The 24522-nt window shown below is 41.0% G+C and carries 24 protein-coding genes and 1 riboswitch; of the genes, 2 read left to right on the plus strand and 22 right to left on the minus strand.

What is annotated here, in order from left to right; all coding sequences use genetic code 11:
- A partial coding sequence (locus tag VXK47_RS11840; RefSeq protein WP_435548990.1) for an IS4 family transposase occupies positions 1-1085 on the plus strand: 1085 nt, incomplete at its 5' end.
- Between the two features lie 248 nt (positions 1086-1333).
- Here the strand turns inward: VXK47_RS11840 and VXK47_RS11845 are convergent.
- From VXK47_RS11845 to VXK47_RS11950, 22 genes are all read right to left on the minus strand, one after another.
- Complete coding sequence (locus tag VXK47_RS11845; protein ID WP_435548991.1) at positions 1334-1798, minus strand: GNAT family N-acetyltransferase; 465 nt, start codon at positions 1796-1798, stop codon at positions 1334-1336.
- Between the two features lie 123 nt (positions 1799-1921).
- Complete coding sequence (locus VXK47_RS11850; protein WP_435548992.1) at positions 1922-2293, minus strand: four helix bundle protein; 372 nt, start codon at positions 2291-2293, stop codon at positions 1922-1924.
- 97 nt (positions 2294-2390) lie between these two features.
- On the minus strand, positions 2391-2711 hold the full coding sequence (locus tag VXK47_RS11855; protein ID WP_435548993.1) for a NifB/NifX family molybdenum-iron cluster-binding protein: 321 nt from the start codon (positions 2709-2711) through the stop codon (positions 2391-2393).
- Between the two features lie 179 nt (positions 2712-2890).
- A complete protein-coding gene (locus VXK47_RS11860; RefSeq protein WP_435548994.1) occupies positions 2891-4144 on the minus strand; it encodes a radical SAM protein in 1254 nt (417 codons plus the stop codon).
- A gap of 25 nt (positions 4145-4169) precedes the next feature.
- On the minus strand, positions 4170-5528 hold the full coding sequence (locus VXK47_RS11865) for a nitrogenase component 1 (RefSeq protein WP_435548995.1): 1359 nt from the start codon (positions 5526-5528) through the stop codon (positions 4170-4172).
- Positions 5521-6891, minus strand: a complete 1371-nt coding sequence (gene nifE / locus VXK47_RS11870) for a nitrogenase iron-molybdenum cofactor biosynthesis protein NifE (protein WP_435548996.1) — start codon at positions 6889-6891, stop codon at positions 5521-5523. Before nifE ends, VXK47_RS11865 begins: the two co-directional genes overlap by 8 nt.
- Positions 6892-6919: 28 nt before the next feature.
- A complete protein-coding gene (locus VXK47_RS11875; RefSeq protein ID WP_435548997.1) occupies positions 6920-7222 on the minus strand; it encodes a (2Fe-2S) ferredoxin domain-containing protein in 303 nt (100 codons plus the stop codon).
- Positions 7223-7259: 37 nt separating this feature from the next.
- Positions 7260-8639, minus strand: coding sequence for a nitrogenase molybdenum-iron protein subunit beta (gene nifK / locus VXK47_RS11880; RefSeq protein WP_435548998.1), 1380 nt, complete (start codon positions 8637-8639; stop codon positions 7260-7262).
- 74 nt (positions 8640-8713) lie between these two features.
- Positions 8714-10369, minus strand: a complete 1656-nt coding sequence (gene nifD, locus VXK47_RS11885) for a nitrogenase molybdenum-iron protein alpha chain (RefSeq protein WP_435548999.1) — start codon at positions 10367-10369, stop codon at positions 8714-8716.
- A gap of 67 nt (positions 10370-10436) precedes the next feature.
- Entirely contained in the window at positions 10437-10817 is a 381-nt protein-coding gene (locus VXK47_RS11890; RefSeq protein WP_435549000.1) for a P-II family nitrogen regulator, read from the minus strand.
- The gene (locus VXK47_RS11895) at positions 10814-11170 is read right to left on the minus strand and encodes a P-II family nitrogen regulator (RefSeq protein ID WP_435549001.1); all 357 of its coding nucleotides are present in this window, start codon (positions 11168-11170) and stop codon (positions 10814-10816) included. Before VXK47_RS11895 ends, VXK47_RS11890 begins: the two co-directional genes overlap by 4 nt.
- An 18-nt stretch (positions 11171-11188) precedes the next feature.
- A complete protein-coding gene (gene nifH, locus VXK47_RS11900) occupies positions 11189-12013 on the minus strand; it encodes a nitrogenase iron protein (protein ID WP_435549002.1) in 825 nt (274 codons plus the stop codon).
- 487 nt (positions 12014-12500) lie between these two features.
- Positions 12501-13841 carry a cobyrinate/hydrogenobyrinate a,c-diamide synthase gene (locus tag VXK47_RS11905; protein WP_435549003.1) on the minus strand — a complete coding sequence of 447 codons (1341 nt, stop codon included), beginning with the start codon at positions 13839-13841 and terminating at the stop codon, positions 12501-12503.
- Positions 13842-13847: 6 nt separating this feature from the next.
- Positions 13848-14024 carry a hypothetical protein gene (locus VXK47_RS11910; protein ID WP_435549004.1) on the minus strand — a complete coding sequence of 59 codons (177 nt, stop codon included), beginning with the start codon at positions 14022-14024 and terminating at the stop codon, positions 13848-13850.
- A gap of 84 nt (positions 14025-14108) precedes the next feature.
- Positions 14109-14891, minus strand: a complete 783-nt coding sequence (locus VXK47_RS11915; protein WP_435549005.1) for a TonB family protein — start codon at positions 14889-14891, stop codon at positions 14109-14111.
- Entirely contained in the window at positions 14872-15273 is a 402-nt protein-coding gene (locus VXK47_RS11920) for an ExbD/TolR family protein (RefSeq protein WP_435549006.1), read from the minus strand. The genes VXK47_RS11915 and VXK47_RS11920 overlap by 20 nt, the downstream gene beginning before the upstream one ends.
- The gene (locus VXK47_RS11925) at positions 15270-15908 is read right to left on the minus strand and encodes a MotA/TolQ/ExbB proton channel family protein (protein WP_435549007.1); all 639 of its coding nucleotides are present in this window, start codon (positions 15906-15908) and stop codon (positions 15270-15272) included. Before VXK47_RS11925 ends, VXK47_RS11920 begins: the two co-directional genes overlap by 4 nt.
- A gap of 56 nt (positions 15909-15964) precedes the next feature.
- On the minus strand, positions 15965-16771 hold the full coding sequence (locus VXK47_RS11930; RefSeq protein WP_435549008.1) for an ABC transporter ATP-binding protein: 807 nt from the start codon (positions 16769-16771) through the stop codon (positions 15965-15967).
- Positions 16768-17778: a FecCD family ABC transporter permease gene (locus tag VXK47_RS11935; protein WP_435549009.1), complete on the minus strand. Its 1011-nt coding sequence runs from the start codon at positions 17776-17778 to the stop codon at positions 16768-16770. Before VXK47_RS11935 ends, VXK47_RS11930 begins: the two co-directional genes overlap by 4 nt.
- 8 nt (positions 17779-17786) lie before the next feature.
- Positions 17787-18854 (minus strand): ABC transporter substrate-binding protein, encoded by a 1068-nt coding sequence (locus VXK47_RS11940; RefSeq protein WP_435549010.1) that lies wholly within the window; start codon positions 18852-18854, stop codon positions 17787-17789.
- A 36-nt stretch (positions 18855-18890) separates the two neighbouring features.
- Positions 18891-20915 (minus strand): adenosylcobinamide amidohydrolase, encoded by a 2025-nt coding sequence (locus tag VXK47_RS11945; protein WP_435549011.1) that lies wholly within the window; start codon positions 20913-20915, stop codon positions 18891-18893.
- Positions 20916-20961: 46 nt separating this feature from the next.
- Positions 20962-23034, minus strand: coding sequence for a TonB-dependent receptor plug domain-containing protein (locus VXK47_RS11950; RefSeq protein WP_435549012.1), 2073 nt, complete (start codon positions 23032-23034; stop codon positions 20962-20964).
- A gap of 163 nt (positions 23035-23197) precedes the next feature.
- A riboswitch (cobalamin riboswitch) is annotated at positions 23198-23433 on the minus strand.
- Positions 23434-23601: 168 nt separating this feature from the next.
- Between VXK47_RS11950 and VXK47_RS11955 the strand changes: the two genes are divergently transcribed.
- Entirely contained in the window at positions 23602-24456 is an 855-nt protein-coding gene (locus VXK47_RS11955; RefSeq protein ID WP_435549013.1) for a HesA/MoeB/ThiF family protein, read from the plus strand.
- Positions 24457-24522 lie beyond the last annotated feature (66 nt).

Below are 24522 nucleotides of genomic sequence, written 5' to 3' on the forward strand. Positions count from 1 at the left end.
AAAAGATTTTCCATAGCATACCACTGCTTGAATCCAGGGGGTACAGGCCATTGAAAATGACTTTTGAAGATCAACTACAGGCACTAATTTTTTTCCATCTCCAGGAACATGAATCAGCTCGAGATCTTATTCAACACCTTAAAGAGGACGATTTTGCCAAAGAATGTATAGCTCCAAGTGGAGGTATTAGCCGCAGCAGCTTTTCCGAAATTATCAATTCCCGCGGGCTTAAACAGCTTGAATATGTTTTTCAATCTCTTTGTACACAGGCACAAAATGTTCTACCCTCAAAACACTCAGATCTCGGTGAACTCGTTTCAATTGACGGGTCTTTGATTGATGCTGTTTTGTCCATGTACTGGGCAGATTACAGAAAAGGCGCTAAAAAGGCAAAAGGACATTTCGGCTTTGACATCAATCGCAAGATTCCTGTAAAAATTTATCTGACAGAAGGCAACGGCGCTGAACGTCCCTTTGTCAGGTCTATTCTTTCAGAAGGTCAGACAGGGATCATGGACCGGGGATATCAATCACATAAAAACTTTGATCTTCTTCAGGATGAGAACAAACATTTTGTTTGCCGTATAAAAACAAAAACAACAAAAACCATTCTCGAAGAGCATACTGTTGATCCCAATAGCTATATTTTTTATGATGCCATGGTTCTTCTTGGCACCCCTGGAGTAAATCAGACCCAAAAGCCCGTTCGGGTTGTTGGCTATAATATTGCCGGCGTCAAATATTTTGTGGCCACTGATCGTTATGACCTTACAGCCGAGCAGATTGCAACTGTTTATAAGCTTAGATGGGATATTGAAACTTTTTTCAAATGGTGGAAAAAGCATTTAAAGGTGTACCACTTGATTGCTCGCAGTACATATGGCCTGATGGTTCAAATCTTTGCAGGGTTAATAACCTATCTGCTTATGGCCATATACTGCCATGAACAATTTAAGGAGCCTGTATCAATAAAAAGGATTCGTCAGCTTAGAAACAATATCCAGAATGAATTGCGTGCCTGTGGAAAAAATACACAGTCTGATAATCGAATTGTCAAAGAACAAACTTTATATGCAAAAACCTAACCGGACACTACTGCTTAACAATAGATTTCTTGTAATTTTTGGCAGAAAATTATCTTCTGCCGTTAAATAGCCGCAAGTTCCGGTATAATAAAAAACTCTTTTAATCAAAAATACGTATGTTGCGCATATTCAAAAAGGAAGTCATTCCCTGCGCATAACAACCCCCCCTGAAGTGTGCCTTGAATAACGTACCCATACCCAATTACAACCAAACGATCGGAATATTATTATGACAAATGCTATAAATATCAACAGGATTTTTTATGCAGGCAGATAAGGCTGGTTTTATTCCATCCGATATGATCGTAAAAACCAAGAGCTGCTGTGTTATCTTTATCGGCAAGAAGCGAAAGTCTTACGGCATTTCGGCTTTTTGCCCATTTTGTGATGTCTTCAAGCAATCTTTTTCCCACTCCCCTGCCCTGCCAATCCGGGCTCACAGCCATATCTTCCACCACAACGGATATACCACCTTCTGCTGTGGAAATCAGAGTCTGGGCAGTTGCCATCCCTACAACCCGGCCCTTTATGTCGGCTACTTTAACACAGCGATGTTTGCCGCATCCGTCCAGCATCATATTAAGACCACGGCTTTGCCGGATGATATCAAATTTAAAATCCTTTTCTATAGAAAACAAAAGTTTCAACAACTCCAAAAGCTTATTGATATCTTTATGGCTTGCGTCACGTATAATTAAAGATGATACATCCAATTATTAATCCTCCAACTTGATTCCGGCCCCCGGTAAAACAATTCCATAGCAGGCATTGCCGGAATAACAACAGGTTTGGATCTTTTCTAAATTGTTTGTGAAAAAGAAAGCCTGGATTCGAGTTTAAGTATCCAATGGTTTATTTTCTATTGATTTTATCTCGGCTCTTAACATCTTTTCAACCTCACCGATATCACCGTGAAGTATTGATAAGATTCGCTGATTGAGATAGCCCAGATCCCCGGATAATATTATCTGCATCTCTAATTCACTAGTTGCGCGATAGGCAATATATAATGATCTTAAATATTCAGAGGTTGTTTTTCTCCGGTAACCCTTTGCAATATTGCACGTAATAGATTGAGCCGCTTTTATCATTTGTGAGGTCAAACCAAATACATCCTTTTCGGGAAAAGTTTTTGTTACCTTATCGAGGTACATATATAGTTGATAAGACTTTTGCCAAACCTTTAATTCTTTATAATTTCTTGGCATTTCGCTTAAATCCTTGAACCTTTGAATAGTCGCATGGACCACAGGGATTTTGGTGATCCATGCGATTTAATCCAATAACACAAAGAGAAGGAAAATGTTATTGGCCGGATATTTCTTTAATCAGTCCGTTAAAGACAATGGGTTCAATTCCCATCTCTCTTAGCTTTGCAGCAGGCAGTTCACCGATCCTGCTCATATAGATTTTTTTACAGTCTGCTATAAGTGATGAAATGCGATTAAATTTATCGGGATCGAATTCATGGTTCGGATCATTTACTGAAAAATTTTCCGTGGGTCTCTCTTCAATAAAGTCAATCCCGCCCTTTAAATCATATATTAAAAACCGCTTAGCCTTTCCGAAATGCTCATCCACATAAATTGCATCGGTTGAAACAACTGCGATACGGGTTTTGTTCATTTTATTCCCCTCCAATTAGTTTTTTAGAGTCAGTTTTAAAACATTACAGTTTTTCAAGCTCAAGGCGGGCGAAAATTTTAACCACAGGAAATAATAGGGTATTTAGATGGTTAAAATTTTCGCCCAAGACAAAGATCGGCCAAAATGGAGCGTTTTAAAATTGGCTGACCTTATATAAATTATCCGCACCCCATCCCGGTTCCACCGCAACCGGAAGGATTGAATTTACGGCTTTTAAACTTGCTTAGATCTCCGCCTTCAAAAACAGCATCCAATCCTTCATCAATAAAGCCCTCCATTTCAATAGGCAGTATTCCGGCAAGTTCAAGAATCTGTTTTGGTCGGTCTCCAAGTGCGCTGGTAAGGATTGCACGACAATCCTTAACAGTATCTTTCAACTGATTCCACCTGTCGTCTCCTCCTCCCGGTTTCGGCGCATACCTGATATCCACAAGCTTATAACCATCGAAACTTTTTCCGTAAATCATGAAACGATCAGCTTCTCCCAGGTGCATGTTGACAAGAGTCCCTTCCATAGAAGCAACCGCTACATAAGGCTTATTTTCATTATCCTTTTCTTTTATTGCAGTACATTCCGACAGGCATCCCTGGAACTCAACGATACGGTCTTCACCCAAAAGTCCTACAGCATCAGCACGGCACCTGGTACAATGCTTCATCTGTGAAACATATTTCCCGGCTTCCTCTCTGATCCGCGATACAAGTCCGTTACCCGGTTCTTTTATTGTTTCAAATTCAGAGCCGGGACTTGGAAACATCGCAATAGCATTCATAATATCGACTTTTAAATGCCTCATCTCCTTTGCGATTTCGATGATGTGCTCATCATTTATGCCCGGAACTATTATTGAGTTAATCTTAACCGTTATATTTTTTTCCTTTAACTTTTTAATTGACTCAAGCTGGCGTTCAATAAGCTTTTCAGCCGCTTTTTCTTTTCTGTACAGTACTTTTCCATCCCTTGCCCAGGAATAAATTTTTCCGCCTATAACAGGATCAAGAGCATTTACCGTAATAGTGACATGTGTCAGGTTGAGTCCGCTCAGTTCATCGATATAGGGTAATAGACCCATTCCATTTGTGGCAAGACAAAGTATAATATCCGGAAACTGTTTATTAATAAGTCTTAAGGTTTCCATTGTTTCTTCCGGATTGGCGAAAGGATCTCCCGGTCCGGCAATACCGGCTACCGTTATACGTGGTTCCTTTATAAGAACTCTTTTCAGATAATCAACAGCCTGTAAAGGTGAAAGAACAGCACTGGTAACTCCGGGCCTGCTTTCGTTCAGACAATCGTATTTCCGGTTACAGTAATTGCACTTTATATTACATTTTGGGGCCACAGGAAGGTGGACCCGTCCGAATTTATGTTTTACTTCTTTATTAAAACAGGGGTGTGCGTCCAGGTTCATTAGCTGCTCCTTTATCGTCAATCACTTACATATAAGAGTATCCAACAGGTGAATCATTCTGCTTCTTTTCTATTACTAAATTAACAAGTTCATCAAGCAGGGCCTGTGCCCCGCGATATCCCAGGTGGAGAATACGCTGGCCGCCTATACGATCATGAACAGGAAATCCTACCCGCATCAGGGGAATACCATATTTTTTAGCCAGACTGTATCCTTTACTGTGCCCGATAAGAATATCCGGTTTTAATTCTGCAGCCTCTTCTCCGATATCATAAAAATCAACGCCATCACGGACTATCGGCAGATCGACAAGCCCTTTTGTAACCGACGTAATTTCTTTTTCCAGCTTTTTACTTTTTCCACCCGAGGCGCAAAGAACCGGCTGCACCCCCATCTCTGCGAGAAATGAGGTAAGACCAACTACCAGATCTTCTTCCCCATAGACAACAGCTTTGCAGCCAAAGATATATTTATGTGAATCCACATAGGAATCTATTAGTCTTCCGCGTTCAAGAACATGCTTTTCAGGTGATTTGCACCCTGAAATTTCTTCCAGAACCGAGAAAAATTCATCACTTTCCCTCAGCCCGATCGGCATCCCGAGAGAATAGTTTTTAACGCCGAAACGTGAATCCAGAAGTTTTCCGGCAGTTGGATTATCAAAAATCGTACGCCCGAATTCAATACTTGCCCGGGCCTTTCCCATGCTTCTTATTTTAGATAGCGGAGTCCCGCCTTCGGATATCTTCTGATAATCAAGCAGAGCCGGGCCATCCAAAGATTCCGAGATATCAGGCAGTACTACTACTTCAAGGTTAAAATCTGATAAAAGTTCCTTCAGATAACGTATGTCTGCCGGAGAAACAAAACCCGGCAGCAGGTTTATGGATTCATCTCTCCCATATTCTGTTGCGATCTGATCAACAAGCGCCCTTACAGCATCATGGAAACCTTCCATATGCGTACCGCCATAGCTGGGTGTGGAAACATTTACCAGAAGCGGAGAATTATCGGATTCAAAAAGAGCTTTTTCCTCTTCGCGAAACTGTTTGATAATAGATGGGACATCATCACCGATTGTTTCAGTTAAACATGTTGTGGCGATACCGATCATCTTTGCCCCATACTTTGTGGTTACATTTTTGATTCCCTGCTTTAAGTTCGGTCCTCCGCCGAATATAGCATTTTTTTCTCCCAGCGAAGAAGATGCTATATCCATCGGTTCCCTGAAATGGCTTATAATATAGCGTCGCATATATGTTGCGCATCCCTGTGATCCGTGCAGAAACGGCACAGCCCCTTCAACACCCTTAAAAGCAAGACATGCCCCGATAGGTTTGCATAATTTACATGCGTTTGTTGTTGACGTATAGTTATCAGACATTTTTCACATCTCCTGTAGTATTGCGGGGGACAAAACGCCATACCGGGCTCATTACGGTGTTAAAAACTTCTTTGGCAAAATTGAGCATGCCTTCAAAACCTTCCAGCCCGATTTTTCTTTCATGGTTGTGATCACAAAATCCCACACCAAGCTTATAGGCAATCGGGCGTTCCTTGACTCCTCCGATAAACAGATCCACTCCTTTTTCCTTTATAAACTGCGAAAGCTCTAACGGATTGGTGTCATCGACTATTATGGTGCCGGGATCCGTTATCTGCTCAAGCTCGGCATAGTCTTCCTTGGTACCGGTCTGAGACCCTACCATTACGACTTTCATTCCCAGATGCCTGAGTGCCTTTACCAGAGAAAAAGCCTTGAATGACCCGCCGACATATATGGCTGCTTTTTTTCCTTCCAGGGCTTTTTTAAATTTTTTCAATTCAGGATAAAGAACCTTCAATTCGTCTTTAACAAGTTCTTTGGTTTTTTCTATCATTTCCTTATCACCGAAAAAATTTGCAACATCATAAAGAGCCTGGGCCATATCTTCCACACCGAAATATGAGACTCTTAAATGGGGGATACCGTAGGTTTCCTCCATCATTTTAGCAAGATCCATAGTAGAGCCTGAACACTGGACAACATTGAGTTTTGCTCCATGGGCTCTTTTTATATCTGCTATCCGCCCGTCCCCGGTGATATTGGCGACAACCTCAACTCCCATACGTTTGAAATAATCTCTGATTAACCAGATTTCTCCGGCAAGATTAAAGTCGCCAAGAATATTAAGGCTGTATGGAGATATATTATCAGTTTCGCCTGTTCCCACCAGCCTGAAAAGGGCTTTGCACGCGGCGTTATATCCTTCACGCTTATTACCTTTAAGACCTTCAGACTGAACCGGAATAACCGGAATTTTCTTTTCTTCGCTGACTTTGCGGCATACGGCTTCCAGATCATCTCCGATAATTCCGACTATGCAAGTGGAATAAACAAATGCCGCATTAGGTCCATGAAGGTCGATAAGCTCATTTAATGCTTTGTAAAGTTTTTTTTCACCACCGAAAATGACATCTTTTTCCTGCAGGTCAGTACTAAAACTAAGCCGGTGGAGTTCGGGGCCTGATGACAGCGCACCTCTGATATCCCAGGTATAGACTGCGCAGCCTATGGGGCCATGTACCAGATGCAGTGCATCTGCAATCGGGTACAATACTACCCTGGAGCCGCAAAAAACACACGCTCTCTGGCTTATCGCTCCGGCCAGGCTATCGCGGTTACAATCGATATTAAATGGTGTTTCACCTTTACGGTGGATCTGATTTTCTCTCTCTTCAAAAATTACAGGTGCAGTTGTTTCCATTTTTTCACCTCATGACATCATAATACCATTACGTAATCAGGTATTTTTCCGCTGCTACTCCTTCTTCAAGGGCATCAAGTATTTCATCAACTTCAGCTTCCCCGTTAACATTCCCATACCATATCCCCTGGGGATATATGACCATAGCCGGGCCATCGTCACATCGGTTAAGACAACCCGAACTGGATACCATTGCATTTAAACCCCGGTCTACCAATTCCTCCTGTAGATATGGGATAAGATTGGGTGACTCTTTACGCAGGCATTTGCCTTTGGCTTCAATACCTCGAAAACTGCAACACACAAATATATGATAATCAGGTTTTTCCATTTTCATAACTCCTTGTATAGACTTTCAGATTCAGATTTTACATTACAAGTTCAAATTCTATATCGCTAGCATCTCTATCTTTTCTATCCAAAAGCGCGTTTAAGATTTTTTCCAGCAGCCTGATACCTCCCCTGTAACCCACCGTAGGAAAGTAGCTGTGTCCGATCCGATCCAGTATCGGAAAGCCATGCCTTATAAAAGGTATGTCTTCATCCCGTGCAATATACTTTACATAAGTGTTTCCGATAAGCAGATCTACCGGCTCATTTTTAATCCACTGATGAAAGAGAAACATATCTCCCGGCACTTTAATTTTTACTTCACCAGGAACTTCTGCTGTTATCTCCCTTAATTCCTCTTCAAACTTTTTTCCTGCCGGACTGCCTGTAACCATGTAAACAGGATGCATATCAATGGATACCAGAAATTTTGCAAGCGCCATAATCTGGTCCGGGTCTCCCACAAGACCAACCCTCTTGCCATAAAAATACTGGTGCATATCAGCGATAATATCCAGCATCTGACCTCTTTCAAAGTTAATGGAATCCGGCACATTGACATTAGCCATGCATCTGAGCTGATCTATGAATGCGTCAGTTGCGTGCAAGCCGATCGGCAAATCAAGTATTTCACATCTGACTTTGCATTTAACATCCAAAGCTTTTGCCGCAGCACTTGATGCCTGTGGCCCTAAAGCTATGGTTCCTATACTGCTTCCTGTCATCTTCAGTTCTTCAATTGATACCCCACCATCAGGAAACATCTTATACTTTCCTGTCATGGGGCCGTTTAACACCTTTGATGTGTCGGGAAACATTATTGTCCTGATTCCCATTTCAGCAGCAAGCCTTTTCATCTCTTCCATATCCGAGGGTTCCACAAATCCTGGAATAAGGTTTACGATTTTGTTTTTAGACCCATTATATTCGGAAAAATAATCTACCATTGCCCGTGTCATATTTGAAAAACCGGTAACATGTGATCCAACATAACTCGGTGTATTTGTATGAATAACGTATTTTCCCTCAGGCACTTTACCCTCGGCCCTTGCCTTGTTGATTATCTGGGGCAAGTCGTCTCCGATAGTTTCGGAAAGACATGTTGTATGAACGGCAATCACAGCTGGATTATAAACCGTAAAAATGTTGTCAATAGACTGAAGCAGGTTCGCCTGACCACCGAAAACAGAGGCTCCCTCTGTAAACGCGCTGGTTGCGGCTATAACCGGTTCCTTGAAATGACGCGTCAGCGTGCTGCGATGATATGCATAACAGCCCTGGGAACCGTGGCTGTGGGGTAAACATCCGTGAATCCCAAGAGCGGCATACATGGCTCCTATCGGCTGACAGGTCTTTGCCGGATTCACTGACAGCGCATTTCGTTCTTTTATTTCATCGGTTGTATGTCTTAGAAGCATTTCTCTGTCCTTTTATTATATTTAATTCTAAAAATGGTTTCAGGCCAATGGCAGAGCATAATCGAAATTTACATTTAATCGGATGCATAAGCGGCTGCCAGTTCCGGATGAGCCTGCCATGGAGCTTTCAGATATCTCCATATTTTGCTGTTAACCATACGGTCAATTTCTCTGTAAAAGTTTACAGCACCATTAAATCCGGCGTATGGTCCACCGTAGTCATAACTGTGGAGCTGTTTCATTGGAATTCCGTTTTTCTGCACCGTATACTTCTCCTTAATCCCGGCACAGTAAATGTCAGGTTTGAAAGACTCTATTAGCAGGTCTGATTCGCGCTGACTTATATCGTCTATAATCATGGAACCGCTGTCCATATCCGGCATCATGCCTTCGTATTCGGACATTTTCAGTCCTGCCTCTGCAAGCTTTGCAATCTCAGCCTCACTTTTTCTTGGATTATATTTAACCGGGTCTGGCTTGACATCAAGTTCTTCGATGTTTCTGCTGTCGGCATCCACTTTAATATCGGGAAGTACTCTCCTGCCTTCATAGTCATCTCTATGGGCAAATTCATATCCTGCCGACAGGGTTTTCATTCCAAGCTCGGCAAAGAGTTCCTGATAATGATGGGCACGTGAGCCTCCTACAAAAAGCATCGCCCTCTTGCCTTCAGTGCGGGGCCTGATTTCTTCTATTGCCTTTTTTACCGCAGGCATTTCTTCGGCAATAACTTCTTCAACCTTTGCAATCAGTTCTTCATCGCCAAAATACTGAGCAATTTTTCTTAATGATTTTGCAGTGGCATTTGCTCCGATAAAGTTAATCTTGATCCAGGGCAGTCCGTATTTTGTTTCCATCATCTCGGCAACATAATTAATTGATCTGTGGCACATTATAAGGTTAAGATCAGCAACATGAGCATTGGCAAATTTATCAATGCTGGAATTGCCGCTGAAAGTGGAAATCAGTGTAATGCCGCATTTGTCAAAGATCCGCTCTATTTCAAATGCGTCCCCGCCGATATTATATTCTCCCAGCAGGTTAATTTTATACTTACCGTCCCGTTCGGTATCATCAGTGCCTACCACATGGGTAAAGATACCGTTATTTGCAATGTGATGGCCTGCTGACTGGCTCACTCCCTTGTATCCTTCACAGCTGAATCCAAAAACATTTATTCCAAGTTTTTCCTTCATATCTCGGCAAACAGTATGAATATCGTCTCCTATCAAACCCACCGGGCAGGTAGCAAATACCGCTATTGCCTTCGGATGGAAATTGTCATATGCTTCCTGTATGGCCAGCCTGAGCTTTTTTTCTCCTCCGAATATGATCTGTTCATCCTGCATGTCGGTAGAAAAGCAATAAGTCATGAAATTGTGATTATCCGGCGTAGTACTTGGATCAGTCTGGTTTCTGCGGGTTAACCAGCTATAGAATCCGCATCCGATAGGCCCGTGAGTGATATTTATAATGTCTCTTGTCGGCCCTAAAACCACACCCTTGCAACCGGCATAACAACATCCCCGCTGACCGATCAATCCTGGAACCGTCCTAACGTTTGGACTGATATCACCTACTTCACCATCGCTTCCAAACTTATTGATTATAATCTGCTTTGCCCTCTTCCTGGCAACTTTTGGCGGATACTGTAGCAGCATCTCTTCTTTCATTTCTTCAGGATTGTATACATCAAGCTCAAATTTATTATTTTCTTCAGGTAACGCCATTTTAAGCATCTCCTTTTTCAAACAGTAATTGTTTGTTCTATAATTCGCACTTCATCTAAAATAAATTTTAAACATCATCTAAAACTTCATCACCACTTTCACCGGTTCTTACCCGCACAGCATCAAGGCATGGCATTACACAAATAATACCGTCTCCCTGTTTTCCTGTTTTGTTGACCTTTATTATTGTTTTAACTGTTTTTTTTACCAGTTTATTAGGAACGACTATAATTAAGATACGTTTTGGTATAAGCCTGTTGCTCTGACCCAATTGCGAAATGGCCTCTTCATAACCTTTTTCGGCACCTCTGAGCAGTTGAAGATCTACCAGACCTTTACCCCGTCCAAGAACGCTTCCCGCTGTTATGGAGGGAATACCCGCTTCGGAAAGAGCGGTTTTTGTCAGGTTCATCATGTTCATTCGGATAATAGCCAATATTTCCTTCATATCTTCACCTCTTCAATATTACCTCCGGCATCCTCTTTTATACCTGAACTGATGGTATAAACTTCCTCCACAGGCACGGCAAAAATTTTTCCATCGCCATAAGCGCCCTTTTCTCCGGTACGCGCCGCTTTTATAATTGTTTTAATGGCAAAGTCCTTGTCCTTATCCTTTATTAGTGTGAGCAGCATTTCTTTAGGGATTTCGTCATATGTGATTTCGCCTATTTTAATTCCCCGTTGCTTTCCGCGGCCAACAACGGACAGCTTTGTAACACCTGGGAATCCGGCTTCCATTAATGCTGCCAGTACTGCGTCAACTTTTTCCGGCCTTACAATTGATCTGAGCATAATCATGATAATTTCCTTTCTTCTTTAAGATGCTATTCCGTATTCAATAAGAAGCTTTTCAAGGTCATCCATGGGCAATATTTTAGGTATGACCATCATTTTATTCTCATCGATTTTTTTTGCTAATATTCGATACTCTTCAGCCTGTGGATGTTCTTTATCAAACTCGATTACTGTTTTACGATTTATCTCGGCCTTTTGAACCATGTTGTCCCTTGGCAGGAAGTGAACCATCTGGGTTCCGAGTGCATCTGCAAAGGCAAGAATCATTTCTTTTTCATTATCCACTTTCCTGCTGTTACAAATCAGTCCTCCAAGCCTTACACCGCCGGCCTCAGCAAATTTAACAATTCCTTTGCAGATATTGTTGGCGGCATACATAGCCATCATTTCACCTGAAACAACTATATAAATTTCCTGAGCCTTTCCTTCCCTCATCGGCATGGCAAAACCGCCACAGACAACGTCACCTAAAACATCATAGAAAACATAGTCCAGTTTTACGTCTTCAGCATAAGCTCCAAGCTGTTCCAGCAAATTGATTGATGTAATAATTCCCCGACCGGCACAACCCACGCCTGGCTCGGGTCCGCCAGATTCAGTACATAGAATTCCGCTAAAACCTGCTTTGCGTACATCATCAAGTTCAACATCCTCTCCCTCTTCCCGCAGTGTATCCAGAACTGTTCTCTGTGCAATTCCACCCAAAAGAAGTCTTGTGGAATCCCCTTTAGGATCGCATCCCACAACCATTACCTTTTTTCCACTTTCGGCCAAACCTGCTACAGTATTCTGAGTAGTAGTTGACTTGCCGATTCCACCTTTCCCGTAAATTGCTATTTTTCGCATTTTCTCTTCTCCTTCGTATGATAGGACTTTATGAAACGGATTTGCTATTACTTATTACAATAGTTATGCCATGATGCATTATAATTGGTTTAATATTTATAACTACTTAATATATTGATTAAATAATGATATATTTCCGGATACAATTATTTTGCAAAAGAAAATCATGATAACATTAATGTAATATATTATATATTACTGATACATTAATGTAATTATATATTTGTTATTAAAACAATGCGAAATGGTTTCCTGAAGAACTTAGCGTAATAAAGCAACAAAGGAGTCGGGATCGAACGTGCTTTGGTTGAAAATCCTGATTATCTGTTTATGGATTGGCCTTTTGCTGCGCTTGATGCTCTCGCACATGAGATTGAGGTATCCCTCAATTGAAAAATACAGGAAGAATAAAAAAAAAATGGTGGCAATTTTAGGCATGAACAAATGTTTGAACAAGGTCCTCTTTTGGCCCTCATTTATCATTTTGTTATGCTTTAACTTTAACTAAAGAAGAAAAATGCAGATGAACATATGATGCCAAAGTATTTCCAATGCGAAAGCCTTTGGCTTTTTCTGCCGGATTCCCTGAATAAATATTTTCCATACGGTTTTTGTCAGCATCTATCATTTGAGAATAGTGAAAACAGTGACCACGTACCGGATTATCTGATTTTAAAAAAAGAAATTCTTTTAAAGGCAATACTTCGGTATATCCGAGCGACTGAAGGCCTGCTTTCATGACAGTGCTATAGGGAAGGCATCCGCACATGGGATATGATTTGCCGTCAACTGTCGCTAAAAACTCACCCAAATACATAAGGCCGCCGCATTCGCCATATATGTAAGCCCCTTTTTTGCTTTGTTCAGCAATGGCTTTTCGCATATTCTCATTTTTTGATAAAGCCTCTGCATAAAGCTCCGGGTATCCGCCTCCAAAATAATAGACATCTGCATCCTTTGGCAAAATAGTATCATCTATGGGACTGAAAAAAACAATTTCATATCCAAGATGCTTAAGGATCTCAAAATTATCTTCATAATAGAAGCAAAAGGCTTTGTCTCTTGCAACGGCGATTCGCTTTTGTTTATGTTCTGAGAAATTATCAGATGAAGATAAAAGCAAATCCGTATGTTTAATATCTATTTCGGAAAGTAAAAGTATTCTTTCAATATCAACATTTTTTGAAACGGTATCTGAAAGGACTTTTATTTTATCATTATCAAGGATTCCGTCTTCTCCCATGTAAAGGCCAAGATGCCTTGAAGGAATATCAATATCATTCTTTTTTGGAATACAGCCAAGTGCCGGAATACTGCAATATGTATTTACAGCTTTTTCCAGAATTTCATAATGTTTTAAACTGCCCACATTGTTAAACACAACACCAATAATTTTAACTTCAGGATCAAAATCCACAAGACCGTTTACTATAGCAGCGGCAGTACGGGCCATAGAATTTGTACTTACAACCAGTACTACCGGAACTTTAAGCCATGCAGCCAGTTCGGCTGTAGAACCCTGGGATGAATCAGGCTGCCTGCCGTCATGGATACCCATAACCCCTTCAATTACAGAAATATCCGCTTTTGCTGCACGGGATTGAAACGAACGCTCTAAATAGTCTTTAGGCATCATCCATGTATCAAGATTGACAGAAGGTTTGCCGGTAACTATTTTATGAAGACTTGGATCAATATAATCAGGCCCGCTCTTAAAGCCACAGACATCAAGCCCCATATTTTTAAGAGCCGCCATCAGACCCAAGGTGAGAGTGGTTTTACCCGATCCGCTGGAAGCACCTGCTATAAGCACTGCTTTTCTTTTCATTATATCTTATTCGCTTAAACTTTGTTTCAGCAATTCCTCAACTTCAAAACCTTCAGCAAGGGCTATCCCTGCCAGATTTCTTCTAAGCCATTGCCTGTGGCATCTGATAAAACTCGGATCAGTGAATCGTATGGTTTCACCAAGACAGTTCAAATCCTGCTGTACGCGCCAATACAGATACATGGTTTTCTCCTTTTGTTGTTTTATTTCACTACCAACTTTTTCATTCTGAAATAATTTTAAAATACCCGATCAAAAATCATAATATTACTTCAGCTCAAATCTTATGGGCACCCTGATCCACATTGATGCTTTCTTGTTACTTTTCATGCCGGGTTCAAACAACCAGTTCTTAACCGCTTTCAGCGCCGAATCATCAAGAGTCCTGTAGCCACTTGAAGTAAACACTGATAAATTTTTGACCCGCCCGCTTTCATCAACAAAAATACTCAATATCACTATTCCCTCAAATCCCCTCTTACGGGCATCTTGCGGATATGCAGGAGGCGGATTGACCTTATACAAGGGAAACGCTTCCCGTGTTACTGCCGTGCTGGCAGTACTATCGTTCCAACCGCCGGGTGATAAGGCCTTCCCACTCCACGATCCGGTTCCGGCAGCTACATCACTGCCCATCGACTGATCCACCGCTGCTGCCGGAGCTCCGGAGATAAGCGATTTTCCCTGAGAAGCTGGAACCAGAATCGGTTCCGGCTCATTACCCCCAGCGCTTTCTGCTATATGTAAAGGATTGACTTTAGGTAAAGGAGCAGGTTTTTCGTCTTTCGGACATTCCGGCTTAGAAACAGGTGCAAGAAGAGGCGCCTTTTTTACCGGGGCATGAGAAAGTTTCTTTACTACCGGTTTTTCTATAGGTTTTTGAATTTCCTCTTTCCTGATTTCAGGATAGACAACCTCGATAGGAATGGAAGCAGCTTTATCGTAAAGATTAGACTTTCCCGTCGAAAGCAGGCAATAAAGGCTGCCATGGACAGCCATGGAAAGCAAAAGGGCAAAAGTTGGAGTTATTCTAAGTTCTCGGCTGAACATGTATGGCTAACCTCGTAACACCTGTGCCTTTCAGGATGTCAAGGGTATGCACGACCTTGCCGTGAAAGACTTTTTCGTCACCGGAGATTATGACCTGAAGCTCCGGATTTGCTTTAACCCATGTTTTTATCGACCGGATGAGGCTTTCCTCTTCAACAGGGTATCCATTCAGAGCCATCCTACCGCTTTGATCCAGATAAACAGTTACAGGCTTTGCAGACGTTGACTCACCATGAACTGCTTTTGGGAGCTTAATCTGAAAGACCTGCGGGCCAACCACCTGGGCTACAATCAGAAATATAATCAGGACAACAAGAATTATATCCACCAGTGGAGTAACATTTATTCCTGTAATTAATTCATCATCATAAGAAGAATTCATAGATTCCTCCTTTGACTGTTGATCTTTTGAAAATTACCTATCATGAAATGAGCAATGGAATCTGCATAGACCATCATGTCGCTAGATTTCTTTTTAAATATGTTATAAAAAACGGCAGACGGAATGGCCACCCAGAGCCCAACCCCTGTTGCTATCAGGGCTTCCGATATCCCTGATATTACAGAGGTGCCGCCTTGTCCCGATATTGCCAGATCTTTAAAAGTATGGATTATCCCCAAAACCGTTCCGAACAGACCTATAAAAGGGGCATTTGTCCCCAAAGTGCCAAGGAAGGCCAGCCGCCTCTCTATCTCCATGCGGGTAATAATCTTTTCTGCTTCTATTGCCTCCATCATGGACTCTTTTTCCGTAAGAGAGCCTAATCCGGCTCTTATTATACGCGTGATCGGAGTGTTGCTTTGTTGAAGAATATTTTCCATTTCAGAAGAACTATTGCTCTCAAAATATTTCTTCACCTCTTCCCATAATCTTTTTGTTTCTCTTAACCATCGGGTATAGAGAATGGATTTTTCTATGATAAGGGCGATTGATAAGATGCTTAGGACTATTAGAAGCATAAGAATCCATGTGCTTCCCCCTATAGCTATATCCATCAATATTTGTGTTAAATTCATCTGTTCTCCTTTAAAATCTATAACAATGCTTTACGAGTCTTAGCCGATTTTGCCGGTTAACTTGTAATTCCACCGATATACTTTTGTGGCACAGGCGTGATCCTTGGAACTTTTCCAAGAGGACTCTCATCCACTATAATCGTACAACCGTATGCCTCCTCAAGCACCTTAAATGTAAGGACATCTTCGGGCGTCCCGATGCTTATAACATTACCGTTCTTGAGTAAAAGCAGCGTATCGGCATACATGGCGGCAAGGTTTATATCATGAGACACCATAACAACTGTGAGCCCTTTCATCTCCACAAGTTTTTCCATAAGATCCATTATGTTCACCTGATGCGACAGATCAAGGGATGCAGTAGGCTCATCCAGAAGAATAATACCGGTCTGTTGGCACACTGCTCTTGCGATAAAAACCAGTTGCCTTTCTCCGCCGCTTAACTGATCCAGTTTACGTGAAGAAAGATGTTCTGCTCCTGTAAAAGCAAGAGACTGTTCTGCAATTTCAAAATCCTCTTTTTCAGGAAGACCTAAAATTCCCAGATAGGGAGAACGCCCCATAAGAACCAGTTCCTTAACAGTAAAAGGAAAATCCGTGGGTACATTTTGAGGAACAAGCGCAACGGATCTTGCAAGAGACTTTCTGGAAAATTCATTAATATGCCGGCCAAATATTTTAATCGTTCCCTCTTCGAATTTCAAATTTCCGGATATAGTTTTAAGCAAACTCGTCTTTCCCGAACCATTAGGGCCGATAATAATAAATAATTCGCCGGATTTTACTGAAAAACCGATATCTTTCAGAACAGTATTTTCCCCATAGGCACAATTTAGCCCGCTTATATCAATTGCATTACTCATCGCGTGGACCTTTTGAGCAGAAATATAAACAGCGGTGCGCCTATCATTGCAGTAATAACTCCTACCGGCATTTCTCCCTGTTGTGGAAGACTTCTTGCCAGCAAATCACAAAGTACCATGTATGATCCTCCGGCAAGGACACAAGCTGGCACCAGTATGCGGTGATCAGATCCGAAAGTTAAACGCAAAAGATGAGGCATAACAAGACCCACAAAGCCCAAAAGACCACAATTAGCAACAGTGGCACTTACCATAAGAGAAGTTGTTATCAGCAGAGTAATAGTTACCGCTTTGATGTTTACTCCCATAGACTGGGCCATTTCTTTTCCTAAAAGCATAAGATTCATGGAATTTGAAAAAATAAAAATGATAACGAAACACGGCAGAAGTATCAATGCAAGATATCCGACATGCCGCATCTCAATCATTGACAAGTCACCCATAAGCCAGAACATGATATTATGAATTTTTGAATCATGCGCCATTGAAATGAGAAACATAATCACGGCTGCGCAGAATGCATTAATTATAACCCCTGATAGAAGCAAAGAGTCTTTTTTTAAAATAGACTGGCCTGAAGACATGACAAGAATTAATAGAAGTATAATAATACTGCCTGAAAATGCCAATAAACTGACACCTGGAAAAAGTGACAGCCCGGCGAGAATACCGATAATGGCTCCTATTGCGGAACCCCCGGAAATGCCTAAAATATAAGGCTCCGCCAGAGGATTTCTCAAAAGCGCCTGAAATACCAGACCTCCCAAAGACAAAGTAGCGCCCACCAAAACAGCCATTATCACTCTTGGAAAACGAATCTTCCATATAATAGTGTTTAACATAGAATCAGCGGCGGTCTGACCCATAACTGAATTCCATACCCATTTAAATCCTCCTCCAGTGGAACCTAAGGAAATCCCGGCAAAAACACAGACAAGCAATAATACAAACAAAAACAGAGACAGCAGTAAAAGTCTTTTAGTAATATAATGAGGTGCGGTTTTCATGCTTTATATCACTCTCTAACCTTGAACCGTGAACCCCGGAACTGTGAACCTGATTTATTACTGAAGAGTTCGGGATGTATTATTTTAACCAGCATTTCCAGGCCATCCACCAGTCTGGGTGTGGGACGATCCAATATATTAGAGTCAACAAGATAAATGCGGTTATTTTTTATCGCCGGCAAATCTTTCCATCGGCTCCAGTCGGCCTTCACCTTCTCAAAAACCTCACCCCTTGCCATAGATGTGATAATAAAAACTTCCGGGGCCATTGCCAAAACCTGTTCTCTGGAATATCTTGGATAAGGGATAGGCCCCTCGGTAAGATTTTGGCCTCCTGCACGCGTAATAAGCTCATGGATAAATGTATGGGTACCTACAGATACAATAGGAGCAATTCCAATCTGGAAGAAGACCCGTGGCCTGGATTTGGTTTTTAAAACAAGGGCCTTAACCCTTTCTGCTCTGGCATACATATTGTCAACCAGCGATTTGGCTTTCTCATGAACTCCAAGGAGTTTTCCGATTTCAACAACAGTTTCCATTACAGATTCAAGGTTTTTAGGGTTTACAGCATAAACCGGTATATTAAAGGACTCAAGCTGCTGCACAGTATTTCTGGAATTTCCGTCTTTTATGGCAATACATAAATCAGGTTTTAAAGCTACGATTTTTTCAATGTCCAGATTCACATAAGAACCCACCACAGGAATCTTTTCTGCCTCAGCAGGATAATCGGAAAACTGGGTGACTCCTTTTAAACGATGTTCCTGCCCCAGAGCAAAAACAATCTCGGTTATGCTTGGTGCAAGGGCTACAATCCTTTGCGGATTTGAAGGAACAGTAACAGAACGCCCCACTTGATCGATAACGGTTCTGGAACCGGACCAGGCACTGGTTGCAAACAGGCAAACCAAAAAAGCAAATGTAAAGATCCGGTAAAAAGTCGGAAAACAACATTTTCCGTCATTCCGGCGAACGCCGGAAACCAGTAAATCCAATATGTTCCAGATACCGGCTTTCGCCGGTATGACAATTTCTGGATTCTTTAGTAATTCATCAATTATAATAAATTTCATCACTCAACAATAACCAATATCATCAAAATGGTCAAATCATTCTGGTGAACTGCTCTTTCTTGCATGAATACCGTTTAACAATGAATTTACAGCCATATCAACAACAACAGGCAAATCTATTCCGGCAAGATAATCCTTATCTTCAGTTATTTCATGCCCGGCTATTTCTTCTTCCACCTGCTTGCACCATAATTCATAAGAACTCAGATCATTAATAAGGCCTTTTTCATAATCATCGCTTAAAGCAAAAGATGCTTTTAAAAAAGAAGCATAACGGGGTTGAAGTAAAAGATCTTCGAATTCGCCTACCATACCGGATTCTTTGGAGCTGCATTCACATCCGTATGCAGAAAGTATCTCAAATACACTAAGATTTCTGTCTCTTAAACGCGAAAAGATATTACGCTCTGCAATTATTCCATTCTGATTATATATAGCTTCCGAAACCCCCTCATAAACTGCTTTTGCGATTAATTCACCCAGTTTGGAATGACCTCCTGCATTTTTCAATTCTTTTCCGGCGCCTTCTACCACCAGAATGTTGTCCGTACCTGTTCCTGTGGCCTGGTTAACAATAGGGGTATAAGTACTTCTCGCATCAATATCCTGCATAACGGCGCTCTTGGCTTCTGTTGCTGATATGATAGCTCTTGTCATGGCCCTTGGAGTCAGCTTCATATTAGTTAAAATAATGATATTTATTGTTCCCGGTTCATAAAACATCCCTTCATCCACCGACATCCGCATAGCATTGGATTTAACTCCGGCAGTTACCAGAGCATAGACAACCATATCTTTAAATTCTTTGCGTTTGATAGAAAGATTGTCCATATCCGCTCCGGTGAAGAGAAAACTTGAGTCTTTTAATGATTTCCCAATGACTTTATAAACATGATCCCGTTGCGCCTCGAAACCTTCATTATGCCCAATACCCCAGCATGGCGGAGGAGAATAATGATTGCCAACTGTTTTTATGCCATTACGCTGTCCTTCAAGTGTCGATATTATTGAAAGCGGCTTTTTAAATTCCACTACCAGAGTCTTGTTGCCAAAATCATAAATTTTGCTGTAATCAATGTGTATATCTTTTATATAATCAAGATCTACATCGATTTTTTTTGATTTAAAAACCTTTTCTTCCAATACAAATTTTGAAGCATCGGAAAACTCATCGCCGTAAATTCTTGCAGAAAGCCATGAAACAAAATATCCCGAATTAACAGAAGCCCTGCAAGTCAACTCACAGGGAAAATTATATATCCTGCCGTTTTTTACCGCATCCACATCTTTCCAGCCCGGCTCTTTAAACATTTTCTCAGCTTTTATTGTGTCACCGCCACAGCCGTAAATAACCTGGGGGTTGAATTTGATCCATTCCTCTTTGGTAACAGTAACTATTTTCCCTTTTTTATTGAGTACAGGAGCGATACCTCCTGCAAAACGTATAAACTCATTTTGGAATGAGTCATCCCCGGGAGTCATTATTGTATCTCTTCCCATAAGCCTTATTACTCGTTGTTTCTTTGATTCGGGAATCCGGCTTGTTTTTTCTGAAATAAGCAAAAATTCTTCCTTGATTTGTTCTGCAATCTTTTTTGCTTCATCTTCTTTATTAAAAATTTTACCCAATGTAAAAATCACATCAAAGGAGTCTGATACGGAATCATGTTCAAGATTGATCAATATACATTTTTTATTTTTCAATCTTTCAACTACATTTTTTTGCAGCTTTGAATAGAAGATAACATCAGGATTTATCTTTTCGATCTTATCAACAGAAGGTGAAAAGAATCCTCCGACAATTTCTTTTTTACTTACCTCCGGAGGAGAAGTATCATAAATAGTCACAGCTTTCAGACTTTCTCCCGCTCCAAGTTTAAAAATTATTTCGCTGACGGATGGGACAAGGGATACTACCGATGACGGTATTTTGTCGATATTGATTTTGTTACCGGAATGGTCGATAAACTCAAGAGGGTAGCACAATGCCAGCTTAAAATTGCATAAGGCAAATACCGCTATAACAAACAATGCTTTTTTAAAATTTATTTTATAGTTCATTTTTACCAACTTAACTATGGCGGCATTTTATATGCCGCCACAGATGTTAATACTCATATTTTATATTGAAAAAGACCGATCTTCCTGCCCCGGGATAATTTGTTGTCTTTGATTCGAACGTGCTCTGATCGGTAAATGAACTTAAATGTGTATCATAATCCTTATCGAACAGATTATTACCGGAAAGCGAAAGTATCCAATGCTCATATAACCTCTGTTCTACCTTCAAATCGGCAGTCCAGTAAGAACCCATCGTGTATTTTACTGTCTTGGTATCGGGATATACTGTGGTTTCAGTTTGGTACATAACCTTATCGCTTACATATCGGGCCGTAGCAGTTGCGGTTAGCCCAAAATTACTTTTATAAGTGAGATCACCCCTGAACTGGTGTTCGGGAGTATTGGTTGCGCGTCGATTTACTATGTCATAACGAAAATCCGGCGGCAAAAACGGCGGCCATCCATAATCCTGTCTTGTATAAGCACGACTTTTCTCTTCCGCATCCGTATAAGTATAGTTTAAACCCAGCTTAAAATTATAAAATGAACCAATTGTGATTCCGGCCTCAACACCATCTGCCTTATAACCTTCCAGATTTATGGGGCTCCAGACACCCTGGGAATCCGGCTGCCATTCGATTTTATTATCTACATTCCAATGAAAATAGAATAACGAAATAAATACTTTATCATTAATTAATGACTGTTCCAAACCAATATCCGTATGCCAGCCGATTTCGGGCTTTAAATCCGGATTTCCTCTGGAATAAGGACCGGCCGGCCAGAAAAGGTCATTGAAGGTGGGTGCCAGAAAGTGTTTTCCATGATTAAGCTTTAATGCCGTTGTTTCAAAGGGATTTATAACCAACCCAAACAGCGGCATATTTTCAGAACCGAAAACAGAGTGATTCTCATGTCTGACCCCGGCAATAGCTTTCAAATACTGTGACGGCCTGTATTGAGCCTCGGTAAAGGCGCCCTGAGTGAACATATGAGCTTCAGTAGTCGTCTTAACCGACTTTACACCAGCAGCATCCAGATCAAACGATTTATTCTTCCAGTCAAAGTCCTTATATTCACCCCCTATCAGAAGATTACCTCCCTCAAAAGGATGTATATTAATATTGCCGTCAGTTCCTGCAATCCTGTTTGTTATCCAGTTTTCAGATCCTGTACCATCAAATGCATAACGCTCATAGTTATAATTATCCATATTTGTATAATGCCCTTTGATATTATAACCCAACCATTTCAAAGGATTGCCTTTTGCTTCCAATACAATATGACAGTCTTTATCACTGCTGTGATTCAACACCGATGATGAGTCATCGCTGTAAAATTTAATCCCTCCTATATAATAAGCCTGTGTGCCGGAAGGCGGCTCAACTCCGGGCACACCATATTTTCTGTACATATAATCACCATATAGACTTATATCAATAAAATCACTCTTATCCAGTAACAATTTTAAAGATGTATCGGTCTGCCTTAGATAACTATTAGCCCGAAATCCATCGGTTTCCATTCTGCCGGCAGTAAGATAATATCCGAAATCATCAGTTATAAACATACCTTGTTCTGCGGATAAACGATAAGTATCCTGTGATCCGTAACCGGCACTGACTTTAAGATCCGTAATGTCTCTTGAAGGCCGCTTTGTTATAATATTTACCGTACCTCCCATTGCTCCTGAACCATAAAGTAGTGATCCCGAACCTTTTACAACTTCAATCCGCTCGATATTATTAAGCGGTATTCTGCCAACATCTGCACTTCCCAATGATGGAGAACCAACATTGATACCGTTTACAAACACCTGGGTGGCATTGCCTCTCATTCCTCGAATATGCAACTCCTGTGTTGCGCCTCCATAATTACCGTATGTTTGCCAGTCAATCCCAGGCTCATTCGCCAATAATTCTCCTACTGACTGTGCCGCAAACTCATTTATATCCGTTTCGTCTTTTACGATTACCGAATTTGCGATATCTTTTCTCTTCTCCTCAGTCTTTGTAGCGCTGACTACTATTTCATCTAAAACCGGTGGAGACTGAATACCTTTTTTTACTTCTTCACAAAATACGGCTGCAGGAAACCCCAATAAAAATATAACTGACATAAACCCCGATAAAATCCTTTTCACTTTTCCCCCCCTTCTGAATTAATTTTAATAAGTTCCAGTCAGGTCCGGGCAAAAAAAATCCCCGGACCGATTATATCGTCCCGGGGATTACCCTTTTTTATCCTCAAGATACTAAGTTGCACTCTCTTTGCCGCGGAGATTACACTTTTAAATTCAGGCAGGTTTTCTGACTCTCGGATTAACCTACTTGCCCTGTTGAATAAAGATCCTTTTTTAAAAATTCAACAGGTACTGACCGCGCCTTCCCATCTGTTTATGAACAGACAGTGGCAAAATATGCGGCTTTCGTCCCCGATTACAGCGGCGGGCCCGTCCCCGATTTACACGGGGTTCCCTTTTATGCTCCGAAGGAGCGCCTAAATTTGATGTTAATCACTATGGGCACTTAAACTGAAAGTCAACAAAAATAATGTGCAAACAAATTGCTATAATACAAATATATATAAATACAACAAGTTAACATGAGCCTACCAGAACATGGACTTTCTTTTTGACTTTTAATAACATTTTAGCTAATGATATTATAAAAAAGGTATATAAACTTTGGAAAGTGATATTATAAATAAAATACATGCGCTTTCAGTCAACAAAGCACTTCCTGATAATACGCCATACAAAAGCATTTCACTAAATAATATTAAAAACATATCTGATGAGTCGGGAATAAGCCGCCACAAGATTGAGATTGCCTCTTTGGAAGCACAAATCATACCTGAACGTTATGTGCGAAATATGAAATCGTTATCTTGTGCAGATCAGGTAAGCCTCTTAAAGTCCAAAGTAAGTATTGCAGGCCTCGGAGGACTTGGTGGAACGGTTTGCGAAATACTTGCAAGGATCGGAATCGGAACCTTGAACCTAATTGATGGAGATATATTTGAAGAAAGCAATTTAAACCGTCAGATTTTAAGTAAGGAAAGTAACATTCCCACACCAAAGGCCGATGCAGCAAAAAAAAGAGTAAATGAAATCAACTCTTGTGTTTCGGTATTTTCTCATAGGATATATTTAAATGATGAAAACGCTTCAGCCCTTATTGAAAACTCAGATGTAGTTATAGACTGCCTTGATTCTATCGCAGGGCGTTTTGTCCTTGAAAAAGCATCTAAAAAAGCAGGCTGCTGTTTTGTATCAGCAGCAATCGCAGGAAGCTACGGTCATATCACCACAATATTTCCTGAAGATCCCGGGCTTAAACTCATTTATGGTAAAGCTCAAAATACACCGGACAAAGGAGCAGAATCTTCTATCGGCACACTGCCGCACTGTGTTTCACTGATAGCATCGCTTGAGTGTTCGGAAGCAATCAAAGTACTTTTGAAAAAAGGTGCCCTCTTAAGAAATAAAATACTTCTTATTGATCTTACCGACAATTGCTTCGAAATTATAAAACTATAAACAATATTTTCCCTTATCAACTTACCAACTTATGAGCTTACGAACTATCTTTCCCTTCCTCCCCTG

The organism is Desulfobacterium sp. N47 (assembly GCF_051233685.1).
Classification (GTDB): Bacteria; Desulfobacterota; Desulfobacteria; order Desulfobacterales; family RPRI01; genus RPRI01.

Bases quoted from the DNA above. Each gene is read 5' to 3' on its own strand.
- VXK47_RS11860 (WP_435548994.1), bottom strand. From the start codon at position 4,144: ATGAACCTGGACGCACACCCCTGTTTTAATAAAGAAGTAAAACATAAA.
- VXK47_RS11950 (WP_435549012.1), bottom strand. From the start codon at position 23,034: ATGTCAGTTATATTTTTATTGGGGTTTCCTGCAGCCGTATTTTGTGAA.
- VXK47_RS11895 (WP_435549001.1), bottom strand. From the start codon at position 11,170: ATGATTATGCTCAGATCAATTGTAAGGCCGGAAAAAGTTGACGCAGTA.
- nifD (WP_435548999.1), bottom strand. From the start codon at position 10,369: ATGGCGTTACCTGAAGAAAATAATAAATTTGAGCTTGATGTATACAAT.
- VXK47_RS11910 (WP_435549004.1), bottom strand. From the start codon at position 14,024: ATGTATCTGTATTGGCGCGTACAGCAGGATTTGAACTGTCTTGGTGAA.
- VXK47_RS11850 (WP_435548992.1), bottom strand. From the start codon at position 2,293: ATGCCAAGAAATTATAAAGAATTAAAGGTTTGGCAAAAGTCTTATCAA.
- VXK47_RS11915 (WP_435549005.1), bottom strand. From the start codon at position 14,891: ATGTTCAGCCGAGAACTTAGAATAACTCCAACTTTTGCCCTTTTGCTT.
- VXK47_RS11935 (WP_435549009.1), bottom strand. From the start codon at position 17,778: ATGAAAACCGCACCTCATTATATTACTAAAAGACTTTTACTGCTGTCT.
- VXK47_RS11930 (WP_435549008.1), bottom strand. From the start codon at position 16,771: ATGAGTAATGCAATTGATATAAGCGGGCTAAATTGTGCCTATGGGGAA.
- nifK (WP_435548998.1), bottom strand. From the start codon at position 8,639: ATGCTTCTAAGACATACAACCGATGAAATAAAAGAACGAAATGCGCTG.
- VXK47_RS11920 (WP_435549006.1), bottom strand. From the start codon at position 15,273: ATGAATTCTTCTTATGATGATGAATTAATTACAGGAATAAATGTTACT.
- nifE (WP_435548996.1), bottom strand. From the start codon at position 6,891: ATGGAAACAACTGCACCTGTAATTTTTGAAGAGAGAGAAAATCAGATC.
- VXK47_RS11890 (WP_435549000.1), bottom strand. From the start codon at position 10,817: ATGAAGGAAATATTGGCTATTATCCGAATGAACATGATGAACCTGACA.
- VXK47_RS11925 (WP_435549007.1), bottom strand. From the start codon at position 15,908: ATGAATTTAACACAAATATTGATGGATATAGCTATAGGGGGAAGCACA.
- VXK47_RS11875 (WP_435548997.1), bottom strand. From the start codon at position 7,222: ATGGAAAAACCTGATTATCATATATTTGTGTGTTGCAGTTTTCGAGGT.
- nifH (WP_435549002.1), bottom strand. From the start codon at position 12,013: ATGCGAAAAATAGCAATTTACGGGAAAGGTGGAATCGGCAAGTCAACT.
- VXK47_RS11855 (WP_435548993.1), bottom strand. From the start codon at position 2,711: ATGAACAAAACCCGTATCGCAGTTGTTTCAACCGATGCAATTTATGTG.
- VXK47_RS11945 (WP_435549011.1), bottom strand. From the start codon at position 20,915: ATGAACTATAAAATAAATTTTAAAAAAGCATTGTTTGTTATAGCGGTA.
- VXK47_RS11905 (WP_435549003.1), bottom strand. From the start codon at position 13,841: ATGAAAAGAAAAGCAGTGCTTATAGCAGGTGCTTCCAGCGGATCGGGT.
- VXK47_RS11940 (WP_435549010.1), bottom strand. From the start codon at position 18,854: ATGAAATTTATTATAATTGATGAATTACTAAAGAATCCAGAAATTGTC.
- VXK47_RS11865 (WP_435548995.1), bottom strand. From the start codon at position 5,528: ATGTCTGATAACTATACGTCAACAACAAACGCATGTAAATTATGCAAA.